Source organism: Mycobacterium asiaticum, assembly GCF_001673365.1.
GTDB classification, from domain to species: domain Bacteria; phylum Actinomycetota; class Actinomycetes; order Mycobacteriales; family Mycobacteriaceae; genus Mycobacterium; species Mycobacterium asiaticum_A.
Window position 1 is genome coordinate 1 of sequence record NZ_LZLS01000142.1, and the last position, 18,650, is coordinate 18,650.

The window sequence follows — 18,650 nt, forward strand, 5'->3', positions numbered from 1 at the left end:
CAGCCGACTTCGGGCCGACCCTGGGCCGGCCGGTCGGGGCCAGTGGCGAACAGACCCGGCGCCGGATTCTGGCCGCGACCATGCGTTGCGTCGCCGAGGTGGGCTACGCGCAGGCCACGATCCGCGAGATCGCCCGTATGGCGGACGTAACCAGTGCCAGTTTGTACAACTACTTTCCGAATAAGGCCGAACTGATCAAGGCCACCCTCCGGGCCAGGGCCGATGCCTCCATCCCTCGACTGCGCGAGGCCGCACACGGCCCCGGCAGTGCTACCGACCGCATCGAAGCTGTGCTCGACGAATGCGGGGACCTGCTGCGCACTTATCCGCAGCTTGCGGCATTCGAGTGGGCGATTCGCGCCGAAGTCGTCGATCCCGCCATCCGCGAGGTGGCGTTGGGGCCCGGCGGCGACGACACAACCGCCAGTTTCGGGAGGTTTCGCGAAATCCTCCGGAGTCTGGTCGAGGAGGCGTGCCTTAACGGCGAATTGCTCGGTGGCGACACCGATTCGGAGGCCGCGCTGGAGGCGATTTACGCGCTCATCTATGGCCTCACCGAACTCGCGGCGGTGCTACCGCCGCACGAATACCATGCCGCGCTGAGTGCTTCGAAAGTCATGGTCCGCGGCGAGTTGTTCGGTCCGGTCAACGATCAATCCCGGAGAGCGGGGTCGAGAACTTGACCGACGCCGTCGGGTGCGCCTTCGACGTCGACGCGTTGCGCCAGAAATACGCGCAGGAGCGCGCCAGACGGCTGCGCCCGGACGGGATCGCGCAGTACGTCGAGATCGCTGGGGAATTCGCGCGCTTCGGCGACGATCCGTGGGCGGATCAGAACTTCGCCCGGGAACCGCTCTCGGACGAGGTGGACGTGGCGATCATCGGCGCCGGCTTCGGGGGACTGTTGACCGGGGTACGGCTGCGCGAACTCGGTGTCGAAAGCATCCGGCTGATTGACCGGGCGGCTGATGTCGGCGGAACCTGGTACTGGAACCGCTATCCCGGTATCGCCTGTGACGTCGAGTCCTATGTGTACATCCCACTGCTGGAAGAACTCGGCTACATCCCGGAACGCAAGTACGCGGCCGGTGCGGAGATCCTGGCGCACTGCCGGCGTATCGCCACGCACTACGACCTCTACCGCGATGCCTGTCTGCAGACCGACGTGCACGAAATACGTTGGGACGAAAGGCGTTCCCGGTGGATCATCCGGACCAATCACGGTGACGAGATGCGGGCGAGGTTCGTCACGATGGCCAACGGGTACCAGGCCAGGCCCAAACTGCCAGGCATACCCGGCATCAGCGACTTCCGCGGCCACACCTTCCACACCAGCCGTTGGGACTTCGGCTACACCGGCGAGCAATTGGAGAATCTAGCCGGCAAGCGGGTCGGCATCGTCGGCACCGGGGCCACCGCGGTGCAGTGTGTTCCGCACCTGGCGGCGGCGGCAGCCCAGCTCTATGTTTTTCAGCGCACGCCATCGTCGGTCGACGTCCGAGGCAACGGACCAACAGATCTGCAGTGGGCCAGCACATTACAGCCGGGTTGGCAGCGCAAGCGCATCGACAACTTCCAGGTCCTCACCGCCGGCGGACAGGCGGAGGAGGACCTGGTTGCCGATGCCTGGACGAGCATCACCCGCAAGCTTCCGGTCATGCGCCACGACACCGACGGTACGGTCAGTCCCGAACAGCGGACGCGTGACATCGAAATCGCCGACTTCGCCAAGATGGAGGAGATCAGGGCGCGGGTAGATGAGATCGTGGGGGATCGCGACACTGCCGAGGCGCTCAAGCCGTGGTACGGCTACTTCTGCAAACGGCCCTGCTTCCATGACGACTATCTGCAGACGTTCAACCGCGACAACGTGATGCTGGTCGACACCCGCGGCCAAGGCGTGGAACAGATCACCGATGCCGGTGTGGTGGTCGACGGGGTGACGTACGAATTGGATTGTCTGATCTTCGCAACGGGTTTCGAGGTAGGTACCGACTACTGTCGTCGTACCGGATTCGAGCTGATCGGTCGCGACGGCGTGACACTGACCGAGCGGTGGCGGGACGGCGTGCGTACCTTTCAAGGCTTGTGCGCCAACGGATTTCCGAATTGCTTCATCGAAAGCATCGCCCAGGCCGGGCTGACGGTGAACTTCCCGTATCTCCTTGACGTCCAGGCCACGCACGCTGCCTGGATCATCGCGTGGGCACTGCAACACGATGTCGCCGAGGTCGAGGCTGCACCGGACGCGGAGGCCGAATGGGTCCAGACGGTGGTGCAGCGCTCGGCGGCGAGTGCGGAGCGCGCCAAGACCTGCACGCCGGGTTACTACAACCGAGAAGGCAAGGCGGACACTAAAACTCGACAAGGGAGTTTCTTCTTCGGTGGGCCCACCGAATACGCTGACATCCTGGCGGCGTGGCGGGCAGCCGGCGACCTGGTGGGGTTCCAGGTGCGCCGCTACGGAGACGGTCGATGAGGTACGTTCTCGGCCGGATCCGCGCCGCGACCCGCCGCCGACCCTCGCCGAAGGTCGCAATCATCGGAGCGGGGTTCGGTGGCCTCGGTGCCGCGGTAGCACTGCGCCGGGCCGGTATCGACGACCTGGTGATCATCGAAGCCGACGATGGCGTCGGCGGGACCTGGCGACGCAATACCTACCCCGGCGCGGCCTGCGATATCCAGAGTCATCTGTACTCGTTTTCCTTCGCGCCCAACAGATCCTGGAGCCGAACCTATGCGCGCCAGCCAGAGATCTTGGCGTACCTGGAGTCGGTGGTTGACCACTTTGACCTCGACCGCCACCTCATGCTCGACACCAAAGTGATTTGTGCCCAATGGAACACCGACACCTCGCAGTGGAATCTGCAACTGGGCCGCGGCGGTTCAGCTCAGACGCTGGACGCCGACGTCGTGGTCTGCGCCACCGGACTGTTCGGCGCGGTGCGACTTCCCGACATCGTCGGCCTGACCGATTTCGGCGGCACCCTCATGCACACCGCGCAATGGGACCACGGCGTGGACCTGACGGGCAAACGGATCGCGGTGATCGGCACTGGGGCTAGCGGCGTGCAGGTCGTCCCCGAACTGGCCAAGGTGGCCGGGCACCTGACCGTGTTTCAGCGGACGCCGCCATGGATGGTACCCAAGGACGACCGTGCCTACAGCACAACCGAATTGGCGCGTTACCGACGAAACCCGTTGGCCGCGCGCCGCACCCGCTGGCGAATCTGGAAGCTGCAGCACGACAACACCGCCACCATGGCCGACGATCCGAAGGCCACGACCATCGCCGGTTTCGCGACAGCGTTCTTGGAGCGCACCGTGCCCGATCCGCGCTTGCGCCGCGCCCTCACGCCGGCCTATCCGTTCCGCTGCAAGCGCGTGCTACTGGGCCATGATTTCTACCGTGCGCTGCAGCGTGACAACGTCGCGCTTGTCACCGATCCCATCGAGCGGCTCACCCGGACGTCCGTCGTCACCACCGCAGGGGATGCGGTCGATGTCGACGCCGTCGTGCTGGCCACCGGGTTCGAGACATCGCACTACTTGTCGGGCATCGAGGTGGTCGGAGCGGGTGGGCAACCGCTGCACGAGCGCTGGGGCGTGGATCCCAGCGCCTATCTTGGGGTCGCCGTCTCGGGATACCCGAACTTCTTCATGCTCTACGGACCCAACACGAACCAGGGCGGCAACTCGATCGTCTACGTTCTCGAGGCTGGCGCGCGACTGGTGGCCAGCGCAGTGGCTCGCATAGCTCGCCGCGGCGGATACCTCGACGTACGTCCCGAGGCCGAACAGCGATACAACGACCAGCTCTCGGCGGATCTCGAGCGCAGCATCTGGACGCAGTGCGATAGCTACTTCCGGTCGCCCAGCGGCCGCATCGTGACCCAATGGCCCTACACCGAACTCGAGTACGCGCGCCGCACTTGGCGCATTCGGCGGCGGGACTGGATGCACGGCATCGGGTCGGTGGTTAAGGACCGGATTGCCCAGGCCAGCCCGCCCGAAATTGGTGCAGAGACCACGGCGCAGCGACCCTAAACTATCAACTGATTGATTATTTGCACGAAAACCACCCGGAGTTTTGGGCAATGTGCATATGATCAAGCGATTGATTATATGTGATGGGCGGAGGGCGCGCAGTGTCGTATGTGATAGCGGTTCCGGAGTTGTTCTCGATGGCGGCGAACGACCTGGCAGGCATCGGGTCGGCGTTGGCAGCCGCCAACGCGGCGGCACAACTGCCGACCACGGGAATCCTGGCTGCTGCCGGGGATGAGATCTCGGCCGCGGTCTCGGCGCTTTTTGCCGGTCATGCTCGGGAGTACCACGCGGTGAGTGCGCAGGTAGAGGCATTTCACCAACAGTTCGTGGGACTGCTGACCTCCGGCGCCCATTCCTATGCCGCTGCTGAGACGGCGGGTGCCAACCAGCTGGAGCAGGCGGCGTTGAACCTGGTGAACGCACCCACCCGCACCTTGTTGGGTCGTCCGTTGATCGGTAACGGCGCCGACGGGTTGGCCGGAACCGGCCAGGACGGCGGGGCCGGTGGACTGTTGTACGGCGACGGCGGCAGGGGCGGATCCGGAGCACCTGGCCAGGCCGGCGGTAACGGTGGCAGCGCCGGCCTGATCGGCAACGGTGGTGCCGGTGGCCAGGGCGGCGCCGGATTGGATGCTGGCAAGGCGGCACCGGCCGGCGGGCGGGGCGGCAACGGTGGGCTGTTGCACGGCAACGGAGGCGCCGGCGGCCTAGGTGGATCCGGCGTGCTCGGTGGCGCAGGGGGTGCCGGCGGCAACGCCGGACAAGTTGGCGACGGCGGCAACGGCGGTGACGGCGGGGCCGGCCAGACCCCGGGATCCGGGGGAGCGGGCGGTTCCGGCGGGCAACTTTCCGGACAGGACGGATCTGCCGGAGCGACGGGCACCAAACTGAGCAGCCCGACGAACCCGAGTGGGCCGACGAACCCGACTGAGCCGACGAATCCGACTAATCCGACCGAGCCGACTAACCCGACTAACCCCACCAATCCCACTGATCCCACGGATCCCACGGATCCGACGGATCCCACCAACCCGACCGGGCAGAACGCCGTTGACGCGGCCCGGGACGGCGACCTCCGTTCTTCCAATGGCGGAACCGTTAGCGACAGCAACATCAAGGAAATCTCCGGCATCGACGCCGGCATCAACAACCCGAATGTGTATTGGACGCACAACGATTCGGGTGACTCCGCACGCATCTTCGCGATCGACGCGAAGACCGGTGACACGCTGGCGACCTACAAGCTCACTGGCGCGACCGCCAAGGACTGGGAAGACATCGAGGTCGCCAAGGGTCCCGACGGCAAGTCCTACATCTATGTCGGCGACATCGGCGACAACGGCCACTCCCGCAGTAACGTCGTCGTCTACCGCGTCCCCGAGCCGATAGTGACCGGCACCGCGAGCAACCCGACCAACGGCTCGCTGTCCGGGGTACAAGAACTCCGCCTCACCTATCCGGGCGGCGAGAAGCTCAACTCAGAGGCGCTAGCCGTCGATCCCAAGACCAACAAGCTGATGGTGTTCGAGAAGACGAGTGACGATATCTCCCGGGTGTACACGACATCGGACAACGGGTGGAGCAACGCGGGCAGCGGCGGTGCCGCGAGATCGCTGGATCAGGTTGCGACGCTCGACCTGTCGGATGCCGACTCGCAACTGATAACCAGCGCCGACTTCTCCCCGGACGGTTCGCAGCTGGCGGTCCGGACCTACGACGACGTCCTGCTGTGGGACCGTGCTCCGAACACCAGCGCCTTCTCCCCGCTGAGCCAGCAGCCAGTGAACGGACCGGTGGTCGACGAGACCCAGGGCGAAGCAATCGCCTTCCACCCAGACGGCCAGGGTTACGTCACGATCAGCGAAGGCACCAGCCAACGGCTGCACGAATACAACATCCGCTGACCTTTGATCAAGGCTTGGCGGCCTTGACCGCGGCGACGACGCCACCGTCTACCAGCAGGTCGGTACCCGTGATAAAGGAGGCGTCGGAGCCGAGGAGGAAAGCGGTCGCCGCGGCAATGTCTTCGGGCGTGCCGATGCGGCCGGTGCCGGACATAGCGATCATGGCCCGCATCCCGTCACCGACGGGAGAGGCGAGTTCCTGCTGCCCCATCGGCGTGGAGATGATGCCGGGGCTAATCGAGTTGATGCGGGCGCCGCGCCGACCCCACTGCGCGCTGGCGGCGCGGACACGAATGTGGTTGGCCTGCTTGGCGATCGGGTAGGCAAAGTTTGGCTCGGTGATCTTGCTGATGAACTCGAGCTCCAGTAGTTCGCTGGGCGGATTGTGCGCCAGAGCCTTTTCCTGCTCAGCTGTCAACGGCGGCCACATGTGACCGGCCATGCTGGCGATCACCACGCCGGCTCCGCCCGGCGCGATGATTTCACCGAACTCGTCCAACACCAATGCGACGCCGAGCAGATCGACCGCAAGGATCGCCTCCGCCGAGGCCTGCGCCGGAGATAGTCCGGCGGTGTGGGCAAGTTGGGTGAGGTTACCGAGCGAGGCGGCGAACTCGGCGAGCGCGTGCACGGACTCGGCCGACGAGACATCTACGGATTGGCTTTTGACGTCATAGCCGTCGGCCGCAAGCGATTCGGCCACCGTCGCCAGACCTGTCTCGTTGTTGTCGGCCAGCAACACAGTCTTGGACGATCCCAGCCGTCGGGCGATCGCCTGGCCCATACCGCCAATGCCGATCACGGCCAGCACTTCTCGGTGCACCGTCATTCCATCTCCCTCGCCAAGCAGTATGTCCCTCGAAGCCAAGTGAATGCCGCAGTTCCCGCAGGTAGTTCCTGCCGACACATTCGAAGGATATGGTCTCTCGCCAATATTTCGGCCACTGACCTAAATTCGACCAAGTGTCGACCCAGCAGCCATGGAACATCAACATTCACTACAACGCGCTCGTGGATGCGCAGGTCCAAACCGATGCGCGAAACGCCCTCGACGTCGGGTGCGGGGACGGCTTCCTGGCGGTCCGGCTGGCACAGCGGATACCTGACGTCACCGCACTGGATGTGGACGGGCCGGTCCTGGAGCGTGCGGTATCTCGGTTTCCCGACGCCAAGGTGCAGTGGATGCACGGTGATGTCATGACGGCCGAGCTACCCCAGTTTGACGCGGTGGTTTCCAATGCCGCGTTGCACCACGTCGACGACACCCGGGCCGCGTTGGCTCGGCTGGCCGGTCTCGTCGCGCCCGGGGGGACGCTGTCGGTCGTGACCTTCGTCAGGTTTTCGCTGCGGACGGCCGGGTGGCAAGTGATGTCCTCGATCGCGTGTCTGGTCGCCAATCGGGTCAAGGGCAAGTGGGAACACACCGCCCCCATCAAATGGCCGCCGCCGGATACGTTTTCGCAACTGCGCGCGCACGTCCGGGCCACGTTGCCGGGGGCCGGGATCCGACGGTTGCTCTTCGGCCGGGTCCTGATCACTTGGCGAGCACCGGATTAATGCGTAAAACCCGGACGGCGGGGGCATAAAGACGCCATGACGCAATCAGAGGAGTGTGGAGGCGTCGACGAGGCGACCGTGCAGGCAGTCGGCGCGTTGTCTGAGGCGTTGGAATATGTCGAACGTGCCCGCGGCGAGTTATACACATTTCACCACCTGATGGGGCACGCCGACCTGTTGCTCGGGCAGGCGTGCGACAAGTTGCGCGATGCCGGCCACGGTGCGGTGGCCGATCGCCTGCAGACCGAGCTGGTCGGGCGCAACGTCCTGTATGGCCGATGGACCTTTCAGGTTGTCGAGGAGTTCGACGACAACTACTGGTCGCACTTTCGTGACCACGAACGGCGCGTACGAGACGAACTTCAATGCGGTGTCCGGCACCTGCTCGAGGCGAGGATGAAAGACAAGCGCCGCACCGCGGGACGCCCCGGCCATGAAAGCAGCCCCTGAGGGTTTCAGCTGTCAGAACCCATCGCCGCCGCGCTGGCCGCCGTGATGAGTTCGACGGCCTTGTTTCGGCTGAGCGCGCCAAGCATCTGCATCGCGGCGCGCAAGTCTTCGCCGACTATCCAGGTCGGGCCATTGGCCAGGTTCGCGAAAGCCTCCGCGATGACGTCGTCGACGGGTACGGCCCCGGCGGGAACATCGGCGGGAGAAGCGATCTGGCCTCGGCTGAACTCGAGTTCACGCAGGGCAGGGGTGTCGGTTTTACCCAGGATGAGACCGAGAACGTCGACGCCCTTCGGGCGCAGTTCGGCCCACAGCGCCTCAGCGAAGACCATGTCGAATGCCTTGGACGCGGCGTAGGCCACCATGTTCGGCCCGCCGGCGAACCCGGCGCCGGACCCGAAGATGACGATGCCGCCGCGTCCGCGCTCGACCATCGCCGGTGCGAACTGATGGCAAAGCTGCACCGGCACCATGCAGTTGCGCTGCACCATCGCCTCGGCCGCCGCTAGCGAATTATCAAGAAACGCCTTGAAGTTGGGATCCGCCCCTGCGCAATACACCATAAAGCCAATGTCCAGATCCTTGGTGGCCTCGGCGACGGTGGCCGCCGCGCCTGGCCTCGCGAGATCGAGGGCGATGGTTCGGGTCTGCACGCCCGTCGTCGAATTGATCTCCGCGGCAACCTGATCCAATACAGCTTGGCGGCGCGCCAGCAATACCACGTTGACGCCCACGCGTGGCGATGCCCCGGGCGAATGCGGCGCCCACACCGTCGGAGGCACCGGCCACCAGCGCCCACGGTCCGTACTTCGACGCGAACATCAGTTGACTGCCACCACGCGCACCGAGGTGAACTGACGGCGGGCGATTCGCCATCCCGCGGCGGTTCGAATGACCTCATCGTCGTAGAAACCGGCGGCATTGACACCGCCATTGTTGTCCGCGGCCATGATCAAAGCGTCGATGTAGGTGCGCGCCCGGGCCCCGTCGCCCTCGAGCGTGATGGCGATGTTGCTCAACCGGTGCAAGGTGTATCCCGCCATGGCGTGCGCCAACTCCATGAACTCGATGACCGCGCTGGAGCTCTGCCACGCGCCGATCTCGCCGTAATCAACATCGCACTCCGCGGTGAATACGGTGCCGAGTAGCTGCCACTCACGCCGGTCGATCGCCGTGGCATAACGCACCAACAACTCCGAAATGGCCTGCCTATCTTCAAGTTCGGTCATGTCACGTCTCCGTTGGGATGCACGACGATTCGTGGCGGTCCCTCCGACCTCCTGGCCCGGTCGAGTGCTTCGGGAACTTCGTCGAGCGTGATGATTTCGCCGACACTTGGCATCGGGTCCAGCCGTCCCGATGCAATCGCGTCGAGTGTTCCGTACCAGTCCTGCGGATGTGGCCCACCACCGAACTGAATAGTCACACCTTGGCGGGTCGCCGTCGTGATGTCCAGCGTGTCACCGGTGTACCAGCCGCCCGCGCAGTAGATCCGGGTGCCCATCTCTGCGCTCTCGACGATCTGCTGGATCAGACCTGATGCGCCCACACATTCGAAAACAATTGCCGGACCGGGTAATCCACGGTCGGCGCGTACTTGGTTGAACACGTCGAAGACGGATGCAACGGCCGGGTCGACGAGCACATGTGCCCCGAAGCCCGTCCGGGCCAATTCGCGGCGTTCGAGCTGGTAGTCGGACACGACGATCGGCTCGATGCCCCGGCTCGCCAGAGCGGCGACCGCGGAGAGTCCGATGGCGCCCGCACCGATCACGATGGCGACTTCACCCGGTTGGATCTGGGCCGAGCGGACATAGAACTCGCCGACCGCGAACGCGTCGGTCAAACAGACGGCATCGCTGGAGACGTCGCCGGTGACCAGGTTCGCCGCAGCTTCGGAAACCACCAGCAGTTCGGCAAAACTGCCCGGTGCCGCCGGGTGCTGGCCGATGATGCGCAAGCCGCCGGCGCCGCCATCCACCAGTCGCACCGGCATCGCGGTCACCCGCGAGCCGAGCCTGAACTGGTCCGAACAGCCCGGCCCAGACCCGATCACCTCGCCGACGAACTCGTGTCCCAGCACGATGTCTTGATTCGCGTCGTAGAGCGATCGGCCCGTCGGATCGGTGATACCCAGATCCGGATGATCCATGAAATGCACGTCCGACGCACAGATTGCGGTGCTCAGCGTTCGCAGCAGCAACTCGCCGTGACCCGGAACCGGGTCTGGTGCGTGCCCGACGTGCAACTTGCCGTCACGCAATACGACAGCGCGCACCCTGGCCTCGTATCCATCTCGAATGTTTGTCTTGACTGTAGGAACTCGGCAATGAGGCAGTCAAGGGCGGCGACATCCCGACGACGGTACAGGCGATTTTGAGTCAGCTATCAGTCGAATTCACTGCCAGCAGAACATTATTCGATGAGGTCGGCGATCGCGGCCCGCAATTTACCGGCGGCGGCGTCGGCCACGTCCTGCATGCCCGGTTGGTCCATAACCTGGACCATCAGTTGCGGATCCATTGCCTCGACGATGACCGCGCCCTCGGCCGACGGATCGGAACGCACCACCACGTTGCACGGCAATAACTGGCCGACCTGGCGGTCGACGCCGAGCGCGCGGTAGGCGAGCGAGGGATTACACGCACCGAGGATTAGGTAGTCCTCGATGTCTTCGTCGATCTTCTGCTTCAGTGTCGCCTTGACGTCGATCCGGGTGAGTACGCCGAAACCTTGTTGGGCCAGCGCCGCAGTAGTCTTCTCTATCGCGTCGTCGAACGAAACGTGCAGTGTCGTCGCCAGACCCTCGGTTTGCAATGTCATTGGATATCAGTCCTTTTCACGCTAGTGCCAAAAAGAGCTTCTCTAGCTCGGCCTCGGTTAGTGGGGTGCTGTTCCCATGCCGGTCGCCGTTGATGCAGTCGCGGAGCCCGGTTGCGACGATCTTGAACCCGGCACGGTCGAGCGCCTTCGATACTGCGGCGAGTTGGGTCACGACATCTTTGCAGTTGCGGCCCTGCTCGATCATCGCGATCACACCGGCCAATTGTCCTTGTGCGCGACGCAACCGGTTTAGCACGGCGGCCATGCTCTCTTCTGTGTTGTCCATGAATGCCTTTCTGGGGACTTTGGCAGTATATACCTATACGGGTAGGGGTATCAGGCCAACCTCGAATAATTTTGGACAGTCAGGGCCACACGTTTGCGGGGCGCCGGGCGGGTTCTGACGGTTCGGCGTGCGCGCGTCCCCTTGCGTGGTTTGCTGCTTGCGTTGATGATCGGCGTCAAATCCGCCTCCGAAGGAGCGCACGTGGCCAAGAACAAGAACCGCGCTGTCAACCGATGGGAATTGGTCACCTGCGCGGTCTCTGGCCACGCCACCTACGCACCCGATGACGAGGAACTAGCCGAGCGGCTCAGCGCCAAGACCAAACTGGGCGAGGTGTGGCGGTGTCTGCGCTGCGGTGACTTTGCACTGGGCGAGCCGCATGGACGCGGGCGTCCGGAAGATGCACCACTGATCATGCGCGGCAAGGCTTTACGTCAGGCGATCATCATTCGCGCGCTGGCCGTCGAAAGGTTGGGGCGGGCCGTGATTCTGGGACTCGCCGCATGGGCGGTGTGGACATTTCGCGGTTCCCGCGGCGCCATCCAGGCCACCCTCGACCGTGACCTGCCGATCTTCCGCGCCGCGGGATTCAAGGTCGACCAGATGTCGGCCATTCACGAGCTGGAAAAGGCGCTCGCGGCCAAGCCGTCCACCTTGGCGCTGATCACCTGTCTGCTGGCCGCCTACGCCGTGCTGCAGGTGGTCGAAGGCGTCGGCCTGTGGCTGCTGAAACGCTGGGGCGAATACTTCGCGGTGGTGGCCACCTCGGTGTTCTTGCCGCTGGAAATTCACGACCTGCTCAAGGGCGTCACCACGACCAGGGTCGTCACCTTGACCATCAATATCGCCGCGGTGCTGTACCTGGTGATTTCCAAGCGTCTCTTTGGGGCGCGCGGCGGGCGCAAGGCCTACGACGAGGAGCTGCACGGCGAACAGTTGCTCGATCTTGAACGCGCCGCCATGGCGACCGAGTAGTCCCGTGTGATCCAGGCGACATCCGCCCTGACTTGACTTGAGTTTAGTCAGCTACGAATATCGTCGTTATGACCGACACAGCCTGCGCGCCGGCTTTGGGCGCCCACGAGCGGACTCGCACCATCGAATGGGCGGACCCGCTTGGCGCGGCGAAACTCGCCCGTAGCCGCAGCGGCCTGGAGTTCCTGCAGGCGATGGTCGACGGAGAGATACCGCCGCCGCCCGTGATGAGCACCATTGGCGGCCGCCTCGAATCCGTGTCCGCGGGCACCGCAGTCTTCACGTTGACGCCCGCCGAGTACCACTACAACCCGATCGGCTCCGTCCACGGCGGCATGTACTGCACGCTGCTGGACTCGGCCGCCGCGTGCGCCGTGCACAGCATGCTGCCCGCCGGCGTCGCCTACACCAGCCTCGACCTATCGGTCCGATTCGTCGGCGCGATCAGCGTCGAGACCGGACCGGTCCGGTGCACCGGTACGGTGACTCACCTCGGACGGCGCACCGCACTGGCCGAGGCGACTTTGACCAGCAGCACCGGCAAGCTGTTGGCCACCGCAACCAGCAACTGCCTGATCATCAATCCGGTTGTCGGAGAACAGAACCGAACGACCAACAGCTGAAAGGGGTTCGGGGCGAAGTGAAGCTATCGGGACGACTCGCCGACCGGGACCGCTGGACGGCGGCCGATTGGTGTCCGATGGAGTACGCGCTGCAGTTCATCGGCACCCACTCGGCCATGGTGCTGCTGCGCGAAGCATTCTTTGGTGCAACACGTTTCGACGAACTGGTCCGCCGTGCCGGGGTGACTGAACAGATCGCCGCCAAGCGACTGAGGCAACTTGTTGACGCCGGGCTACTGGAAAAGCGTCCGTATCAACAACCCGGGCAGCGCATGCGCTACGAATATGCCCTCACCCAACGCGGCCGCGACCTTTTTCCGGTCCTGATCAGCTTGATCGAGTTCGGCAGGGTGCTACAAGGCGATTCCAGCGCAACCGAACTCGTGCACGAAGGCTGCGGCGCACCCATCGTCCCGCAGGTTCGATGTAGCCTGGGCCACGATGTTTCGCTGGCTGATGCTGCGGTACGAATCACGAAGCGCTGACCCGGTTTTTGTGATGCGCCCGGTGACCGTGCCGTGGTGTGCCGGATCCCACAACGGCGATTTGCCTGAAGTTAACCGCAGCGCGGTACCCCGGTAAAGCCATCGGGCTGGAATTAGACCAACTGCACTCACAAAGGATCAAAGTCGTGACAGCAATACCGAACGAGATCAACGAAAGCCCTAGGGGCGCTGACCTCGTCACCCCGGTCAAGGCGCACGGCTGTCACGCACATGCCGCGTTGCGGGACAAATCGCGCCACGGATCGGCACGGTCGCGCAGCGGCGCAAGCCTGATGCGGCGCGGCGTCGAACGCTGCTGACTCATCCGCATCTAGTCCGTGTGGTCGCGTTGCCGCCGGCGGGCGCGCGACGCTCGTAGGTTGGCCGCATTTCCGCATGTCTTCACGTCGTGCCAGACACCGCTGTTGTTCTTGGACCGGTCGTAGAACGTCGACGCGCACAACGGGTTCCGGCACCGCTTGATCCGCCGCCAGGTGTCGGTCTGCTGGCTGAGCAAAATCTCTGCCCAGAGCGCGGAAGCTAGCCAACGCCAGTCGCTACCAACGGGTTCCAGGCGTACCTCACCGCGGTCGGACAGCGTGAATGACGCTGAAACTGATCTGATTCCGGTCGGTACTGAGTCTGCGGCGACAAGTTCGGCAATGGTGTCACGTAAGCCGGCGAGCTTCGACACGTCCGCGTCACTCAGGATGGGTGCTGCCACTTCGATGCCGCGCTCGGCCGACCAGTTCCGCACCGCCTTGGTCGCCCACTCGCGGGCGTCATCGCCGTCGGCCAGCAGGTCGGATCCGTAGTCGCCGATGCCGACCGTGTTGAGGAAGTCCTGAACGAGGGCCAAACCGCGCGGCGCCGGCGCCAGCCCGTAGCGCTGTGACGCAAACCACGAAATTGACATAGGCAAATTATACTTGCATATGTCAGCAGGACTAACTAGCGTGACGCAGGCAAAAGAGTTACACCTATGTCTAGGAGCGTGGATCGTGGTCAGCATTCAAGGGTCGACGGCAGTGGTCACCGGCGGTCAGCGCGGCCTCGGGAAGGCCATCGTGGACGAGTTGTTGCGACGCGGCGTGGCGAAGGTGTATGCGACCGCAAGGGTGCCCCGGCCTAACGACGATCCACGAGTGGTGAGCGTGGCGCTGGACGTCACGGACGCTAATTCCGTTGCAGCACTGGCCGATAGGGCCAGCGACGCACAGATCGTGATCAATAATGCTGGCGTCGCCGGTGGTCACAGCCTGCTCGAGAGCAATTTGGAGGAGATCCGCGCCGTCTTTGAAATCAACTACTTCGGCGCCCTTCGGGTGGCGCAGGTCTTCGCACCGATCCTGGCCCGCAACGGCGGTGGGGCGTTGGTCGACATCCACTCGGTCCTGTCCTGGATGGGTGGTTTCGGTGCCTACGGAGCCTCCAAAGCCGCATTCTGGTCGGCGACCAACTCGTTGCGGATTGAACTCGAAAAGCAGGGCACCTTGGTTACCGGCGTGCACCTCGGCTACACCGACACCGACATGATCGCCGACCTCGACGCTCCGAAGAACGACCCACGTGACGTTGCCCGGGCGATCCTCGACGGCGTCGAACGCGATGACGTGGAGGTTTTGGCCGACGACTTGACGCGGTATGTCAAGAGCGCATTGTCCGGTCCGGTCGAGGCGCTTCGGGCGGGATAGGCTCCGCGCCGACCGGTACGGTCACGTTATGGCTCTTCCAGCAGCAGCAAACAGCAGCGCCGCCATCGTGACGGGGGCATCGTCGGGTATCGGGGAGGAGATCGCGAAGATCCTGGCGAAACGCGGTTACCAGGTCGTCCTGGTCGCCCGAAGCGCCGATCGCCTGGAAGCCCTGGCAGGACGGCTCGGCCCGGCCGCGCGCCCGTTGCCCGCCGACCTCTCCCAGCGCGCCGATCGGGCGAACCTGCTGGACCGCGTCGGCGAACTCGGGCTGACTCCGGACATCCTGATCAACAACGCCGGCCTGTCCACGCTGGGAGTGGTCGCGAAGTCGGATCCGGAAAAAGAACTGAACCTGGTCGAAGTCGACGTAGCCGCTGTTGTCGACCTGTGCAGCCGGTTCCTGCCGGGCATGGTCGAACGGAAGCGCGGAGCCATCCTGAACGTCGCATCGGTGGCGGCATTCGGACCGCTGCCGGGACAGGCGGCGTACGGCGCGGCCAAGGCCTTCGTGTTGTCCTACAGCCACAGTTTGCGGGGCGAGCTGCGCGGCACCGGGGTAACCGTGACCGCGCTGTGCCCCGGACCAGTCGACACGGGATTCGGCGAAGCTGCCGGGTTCTCCAAAGAGGAAGCCGATGCCGCGCTGCCGCGGGTGATGTGGATACCCGCCGATCAGGTCGCGAAAGCGGGCATCAACGGTCTGGCAGCCGGCAAGGCCGTCGTCGTACCCGGCCTGGCCAACCGCATTTCGTCGGGACTGTTTCGGGTTGCGCCGCCCGAGTGGATGCTGCCGCTGCTGACCCGCAGTCACCCCGCGATGAAACGCAAGTAGCGAACAGCTATCCGGTCAGGTCGCTTTCGGCTGCCGCGCGCTGCAGATCGTCGCGGGCCCGCGCAACCCGGGAGCGAACCGTGCCGACAGGGCAGCCACAGACCTCCGCAGCCTCGGCGTAGGACAGGCCCAGGACCTGCGTGAGGACTAGTGCTTCGCGTCGCGTGGCGTCCAATCCGTCGATCAACATGCGGATTTCCACCATGTTCTCGATCCGGCTGCCGCGACGAGCGCTTTCCAGCGCACCCTCCAGATCGGCCACATAGGTGGTCCGCGGTCGGCTCGTGTTGTGGCGAATCTGGTCGACGACGACCCGACGGGCGATCGACAACAGCCACGTCCGCGCGGTCGAGCGGCCGGCGAAGCGCGGCAAAGCCGGAATGGCCCGCAGAAACGTTTCCTGGGTCAGATCGTCGGCACTTGCCGCGTCGGTGAGATAGGCAACCAGTCGCCACACATCGCGCTGAGTCGCCTGGATGAACGCCGCGAGGGCCGCCCGGTCACCCCGCCCCGCGGATTTGGCGAGCTGAGTAATTTGGTGATCGTCGCCAAATGTCGCCACGGGTGTTGAGCGTAAGCCATGACGGCGGGGTACTTGCAGGGAACCAGCGACCCCGTTCTTACGACTTGTCTGGGTGGGACGGTTCTACAGGAGGTGAGGAGCCACGATGTCGGTGACGACCGCGGTGACGGACGCACATCCCGATGACGTGCAGCAGGTGCAACTCGACATCACCGGGATGTCCTGCGTTGCCTGCGCGCATCGGGTCAAGTCGACACTCAACAAGCTCCCCGGGGTCCGTGCGTCGGTCAACTTCGCCACCCGGATCGCCACCGTCGAGGCCGGCGCGGACGTCACCACCGACGAACTGTGTGAGGCGGTCCGGCGAGCCGGCTACGACGCCGAGCCGCATCAGGCCCGTAACGAGCCAGCCAGTGACCCCGACGCCGATCATGCGCGGTACCTGCTGGTCCGGCTGGCCGTCGCTGCCGTTTTCTTTGTGCCGTTGGCCCATCTGTCGGTGATGTTCGCTGTCATGCCCAGCTCGCGTTTCACCGGCTGGGGATGGGTGTTGATCCTGCTGGCGCTGCCGGTCGTGGGTTGGGCGGCGTGGCCGTTCCACCGGGTCGCGATGCGTAACGCGATGCACGGCGGTGCGTCGATGGAGACGTTGATTTCGGTCGGTATTACCGCCGCCTCGCTCTGGTCGATCTACACCGTCTTCGGCGAGCACCAGTCCGCCGAACCCAAAGGCGTATGGCAGGCGCTGCTGGGCGGCGACGCCATCTACTTCGAAGTGGCCGCGGGAGTCACCGTGTTTCTGTTGGCCGGGAGATATTTCGAGGCCCGCGCCAAGTCGAAGGCCGGTGGCGCGCTGCGGGCATTGGCCGCGCTGAGCGCCAAGAACGTCGCGGTGCTGCAACCCGACGGGACGGAATCGGTCATTCCGGCGGGTGAGCTGCAGGAACAGCAGCGGTTCGTGGTGCGCCCGGGCGAAACGATCGCAGCCGACGGCCTCGTCGTCGAAGGCTCCGCCGCCGTCGACATGAGCGCGATGACCGGCGAAGCCAGGCCGGTCCGATCGGATTCTGGATCAAAAGTCATCGGCGGCACCACCGTGCTCGACGGCCGGCTGATCGTGGAGGCCGCGGCGGTGGGCGCCGACACCCAGTTCGCCAGCATGGTGCGGTTGGTCGAGCAGGCGCAGGCCCAAAAGGCCGAAGCGCAGCGACTTGCCGACCGCATCGCATCGGTGTTCGTTCCGTGCGTGTTCGTCGTGGCCGCGCTGACCGCCGCGGGTTGGCTTCTCGCTGGGGCTGACCCCGCTCGGGCGTTCTCGGCCGCGATCGCCGTTCTGGTCATCGCCTGCCCGTGCGCGCTGGGCCTGGCCACGCCGACGGCGATGATGGTGGCTTCGGGTCGCGGTGCCCAACTCGGCATATTTCTCAAGGGTCTGCAATCCCTGGAAGCCACTCGGGCCGTGGACGCGGTGGTCTTCGACAAGACCGGCACCCTGACCACTGGCCAACTGACGGTGGCGGCGGTGGCGCCCGCGCCCGGGCGGGATGCCGATGAGGTGCTCAAGCTGGCGGCTGCGGTGGAAGCGGCCTCCGAGCACGCGGTGGGACTCACCATCGCAGCGGCTGCCCCACAGCGCGAACCGGTCACCGATTTCCGGGCGGTGCCCGGCCGTGGCGTGAGCGGAACCGTTGCCGAGCGGCGGGTTCGGGTGGGCAAGCCGTCGTGGATTACCGCCGCGCCCGTCACCGCAGCGCTGCACGCGGCCCGCCGCGACGCCGAATCCAATGGTGAGACAGCAGTTTTCGTCGAGGTCGACGGTGTAGTGGCCGGGGTGATCGCGGTTGCCGATGCGGTGAAGGACACAGCGGCAAGTGCGGTGGCCGCACTGCACGAGCGCGGATTCCGGACTGTCCTGCTGACCGGTGACAATCCGGACTCGGCTGCCGCGGTGGCCGCCCGCGTCGGTATCGACGAAGTGATCGCGGACATCCTGCCCGAAGGCAAGGTCGACGTCATCGAACAGTTGCGGGAGCGCGGTCACGTGGTCGCGATGGTCGGTGACGGGATCAACGACGGACCGGCACTAGCCTGCGCGGACCTGGGCATGGCGATCGGGCGCGGCACCGATGTCGCGATCGGTGCCGCCGACGTCATCCTGGTCCGCGACAACCTCGAAGTGGTGCCGTTAGCCCTTGATCTGGCCGCCGCAACGATGCGGACCATCAAGATCAACATGGTGTGGGCTTTCGGCTACAACATCGCCGCCATCCCGGTTGCCGCCGCCGGATTTCTCAACCCGCTGATAGCCGGTGCGGCCATGGCCTTTTCGTCGTTCTTCGTGGTGTCCAACAGCCTGCGGCTGCGTAATTTCGGGAGCTAGATATTGCGCTGACACGTCAGGGCGACGCCGAAAGATAAACTGCGCACACGACACGCCGTAAAACG

The 18,650-nt window shown here is 64.8% G+C and carries 20 protein-coding genes and 1 pseudogene; 13 read left to right on the plus strand and 8 right to left on the minus strand.

Annotated features, from left to right (window positions below; all coding sequences use genetic code 11):
* Nucleotides 1-20: 20 nt before the first annotated feature.
* The 4 genes from A5634_RS15070 to A5634_RS15085 all read left to right on the plus strand — a co-directional run bounded on the left by A5634_RS15070 (nt 21) and on the right by A5634_RS15085 (nt 5,954).
* Complete coding sequence (locus tag A5634_RS15070; protein WP_065144866.1) at nt 21-683, plus strand: TetR/AcrR family transcriptional regulator; 663 nt, start codon at nt 21-23, stop codon at nt 681-683.
* The gene (locus tag A5634_RS15075; RefSeq protein ID WP_065144851.1) at nt 680-2,479 is read left to right on the plus strand and encodes a flavin-containing monooxygenase; all 1,800 of its coding nucleotides are present in this window, start codon (nt 680-682) and stop codon (nt 2,477-2,479) included. The genes A5634_RS15070 and A5634_RS15075 overlap by 4 nt, the downstream gene beginning before the upstream one ends.
* Nucleotides 2,476-4,047: a flavin-containing monooxygenase gene (locus tag A5634_RS15080; RefSeq protein WP_065144852.1), complete on the plus strand. Its 1,572-nt coding sequence runs from the start codon at nt 2,476-2,478 to the stop codon at nt 4,045-4,047. The genes A5634_RS15075 and A5634_RS15080 overlap by 4 nt, the downstream gene beginning before the upstream one ends.
* Before the next feature lie 101 nt (nt 4,048-4,148).
* Nucleotides 4,149-5,954 carry a PE domain-containing protein gene (locus A5634_RS15085; protein ID WP_065144853.1) on the plus strand — a complete coding sequence of 602 codons (1,806 nt, stop codon included), beginning with the start codon at nt 4,149-4,151 and terminating at the stop codon, nt 5,952-5,954.
* 7 nt (nt 5,955-5,961) lie between these two features.
* Here the strand turns inward: A5634_RS15085 and A5634_RS15090 are convergent, their stop codons facing one another.
* On the minus strand, nt 5,962-6,777 hold the full coding sequence (locus tag A5634_RS15090) for an SDR family oxidoreductase (RefSeq protein WP_065144867.1): 816 nt from the start codon (nt 6,775-6,777) through the stop codon (nt 5,962-5,964).
* A 140-nt stretch (nt 6,778-6,917) separates the two neighbouring features.
* On the opposite strand from A5634_RS15090, the gene A5634_RS15095 reads away from it, so the two are divergent.
* Both A5634_RS15095 and A5634_RS15100 read left to right on the plus strand, forming a co-directional pair.
* Complete coding sequence (locus tag A5634_RS15095) at nt 6,918-7,511, plus strand: class I SAM-dependent methyltransferase (RefSeq protein WP_065144854.1); 594 nt, start codon at nt 6,918-6,920, stop codon at nt 7,509-7,511.
* Between the two features lie 36 nt (nt 7,512-7,547).
* Nucleotides 7,548-7,961 carry a hypothetical protein gene (locus A5634_RS15100; protein WP_065144855.1) on the plus strand — a complete coding sequence of 138 codons (414 nt, stop codon included), beginning with the start codon at nt 7,548-7,550 and terminating at the stop codon, nt 7,959-7,961.
* Between the two features lie 5 nt (nt 7,962-7,966).
* Here the strand turns inward: A5634_RS15100 and A5634_RS15105 are convergent.
* From A5634_RS15105 to A5634_RS15125, 5 genes and pseudogenes are all read right to left on the minus strand, one after another.
* Nucleotides 7,967-8,786 (minus strand): annotated as a pseudogene (locus A5634_RS15105) (SDR family NAD(P)-dependent oxidoreductase).
* Complete coding sequence (locus tag A5634_RS15110; protein WP_065144856.1) at nt 8,783-9,190, minus strand: nuclear transport factor 2 family protein; 408 nt, start codon at nt 9,188-9,190, stop codon at nt 8,783-8,785. Before A5634_RS15110 ends, A5634_RS15105 begins: the two are co-directional and overlap by 4 nt.
* Nucleotides 9,187-10,239, minus strand: a complete 1,053-nt coding sequence (locus A5634_RS15115; RefSeq protein WP_065144857.1) for a zinc-binding dehydrogenase — start codon at nt 10,237-10,239, stop codon at nt 9,187-9,189. Before A5634_RS15115 ends, A5634_RS15110 begins: the two co-directional genes overlap by 4 nt.
* A 137-nt stretch (nt 10,240-10,376) precedes the next feature.
* Nucleotides 10,377-10,784, minus strand: coding sequence for a DUF302 domain-containing protein (locus tag A5634_RS15120; protein WP_065144858.1), 408 nt, complete (start codon nt 10,782-10,784; stop codon nt 10,377-10,379).
* Between the two features lie 16 nt (nt 10,785-10,800).
* Nucleotides 10,801-11,070 carry a metal-sensitive transcriptional regulator gene (locus A5634_RS15125; RefSeq protein WP_065144859.1) on the minus strand — a complete coding sequence of 90 codons (270 nt, stop codon included), beginning with the start codon at nt 11,068-11,070 and terminating at the stop codon, nt 10,801-10,803.
* A 201-nt stretch (nt 11,071-11,271) separates the two neighbouring features.
* On the opposite strand from A5634_RS15125, the gene A5634_RS15130 reads away from it, so the two are divergent.
* The 4 genes from A5634_RS15130 (at nt 11,272) to A5634_RS28255 (ending at nt 13,473) form a co-directional block, all read left to right on the plus strand.
* Entirely contained in the window at nt 11,272-12,045 is a 774-nt protein-coding gene (locus A5634_RS15130) for a DUF2127 domain-containing protein (protein ID WP_155769557.1), read from the plus strand.
* Nucleotides 12,046-12,113: 68 nt separating this feature from the next.
* Entirely contained in the window at nt 12,114-12,668 is a 555-nt protein-coding gene (locus A5634_RS15135; protein WP_065144860.1) for a PaaI family thioesterase, read from the plus strand.
* Between the two features lie 77 nt (nt 12,669-12,745).
* Nucleotides 12,746-13,153 carry a winged helix-turn-helix transcriptional regulator gene (locus tag A5634_RS15140; protein WP_081290444.1) on the plus strand — a complete coding sequence of 136 codons (408 nt, stop codon included), beginning with the start codon at nt 12,746-12,748 and terminating at the stop codon, nt 13,151-13,153.
* Between the two features lie 146 nt (nt 13,154-13,299).
* Nucleotides 13,300-13,473 (plus strand): hypothetical protein, encoded by a 174-nt coding sequence (locus tag A5634_RS28255; protein ID WP_155769558.1) that lies wholly within the window; start codon nt 13,300-13,302, stop codon nt 13,471-13,473.
* A gap of 11 nt (nt 13,474-13,484) precedes the next feature.
* On the opposite strand, the gene A5634_RS15145 is transcribed toward A5634_RS28255, so the two are convergent.
* Nucleotides 13,485-14,069 (minus strand): CGNR zinc finger domain-containing protein, encoded by a 585-nt coding sequence (locus tag A5634_RS15145; RefSeq protein ID WP_081290445.1) that lies wholly within the window; start codon nt 14,067-14,069, stop codon nt 13,485-13,487.
* 85 nt (nt 14,070-14,154) lie between these two features.
* Here A5634_RS15145 and A5634_RS15150 point away from each other — a divergent pair, with 85 nt between their 5' ends.
* Both A5634_RS15150 and A5634_RS15155 read left to right on the plus strand, forming a co-directional pair.
* Complete coding sequence (locus tag A5634_RS15150) at nt 14,155-14,847, plus strand: SDR family oxidoreductase (RefSeq protein WP_065144862.1); 693 nt, start codon at nt 14,155-14,157, stop codon at nt 14,845-14,847.
* A 28-nt stretch (nt 14,848-14,875) separates the two neighbouring features.
* Nucleotides 14,876-15,682, plus strand: coding sequence for an SDR family NAD(P)-dependent oxidoreductase (locus A5634_RS15155; RefSeq protein ID WP_065144863.1), 807 nt, complete (start codon nt 14,876-14,878; stop codon nt 15,680-15,682).
* Between the two features lie 7 nt (nt 15,683-15,689).
* Here A5634_RS15155 and sigC read toward each other — a convergent pair whose 3' ends face one another.
* On the minus strand, nt 15,690-16,244 hold the full coding sequence (gene sigC, locus A5634_RS15160; protein ID WP_065144864.1) for an RNA polymerase sigma factor SigC: 555 nt from the start codon (nt 16,242-16,244) through the stop codon (nt 15,690-15,692).
* Nucleotides 16,245-16,356: 112 nt separating this feature from the next.
* Here sigC and A5634_RS15165 point away from each other — a divergent pair, with 112 nt between their 5' ends.
* A complete protein-coding gene (locus tag A5634_RS15165; protein WP_155769559.1) occupies nt 16,357-18,585 on the plus strand; it encodes a heavy metal translocating P-type ATPase in 2,229 nt (742 codons plus the stop codon).
* The last annotated feature ends 65 nt before the right edge of the window (nt 18,586-18,650 follow it).

Bases quoted from the DNA above. Each gene is read 5' to 3' on its own strand.
- A5634_RS15100 (WP_065144855.1), top strand. From the start codon at position 7,548: ATGACGCAATCAGAGGAGTGTGGAGGCGTCGACGAGGCGACCGTGCAG.
- A5634_RS15135 (WP_065144860.1), top strand. From the start codon at position 12,114: ATGACCGACACAGCCTGCGCGCCGGCTTTGGGCGCCCACGAGCGGACT.
- A5634_RS15110 (WP_065144856.1), bottom strand. From the start codon at position 9,190: ATGACCGAACTTGAAGATAGGCAGGCCATTTCGGAGTTGTTGGTGCGT.
- A5634_RS15125 (WP_065144859.1), bottom strand. From the start codon at position 11,070: ATGGACAACACAGAAGAGAGCATGGCCGCCGTGCTAAACCGGTTGCGT.
- A5634_RS15080 (WP_065144852.1), top strand. From the start codon at position 2,476: ATGAGGTACGTTCTCGGCCGGATCCGCGCCGCGACCCGCCGCCGACCC.
- A5634_RS15120 (WP_065144858.1), bottom strand. From the start codon at position 10,784: ATGACATTGCAAACCGAGGGTCTGGCGACGACACTGCACGTTTCGTTC.
- A5634_RS15140 (WP_081290444.1), top strand. From the start codon at position 12,746: ATGGAGTACGCGCTGCAGTTCATCGGCACCCACTCGGCCATGGTGCTG.
- A5634_RS15155 (WP_065144863.1), top strand. From the start codon at position 14,876: ATGGCTCTTCCAGCAGCAGCAAACAGCAGCGCCGCCATCGTGACGGGG.
- A5634_RS15145 (WP_081290445.1), bottom strand. From the start codon at position 14,069: ATGTCAATTTCGTGGTTTGCGTCACAGCGCTACGGGCTGGCGCCGGCG.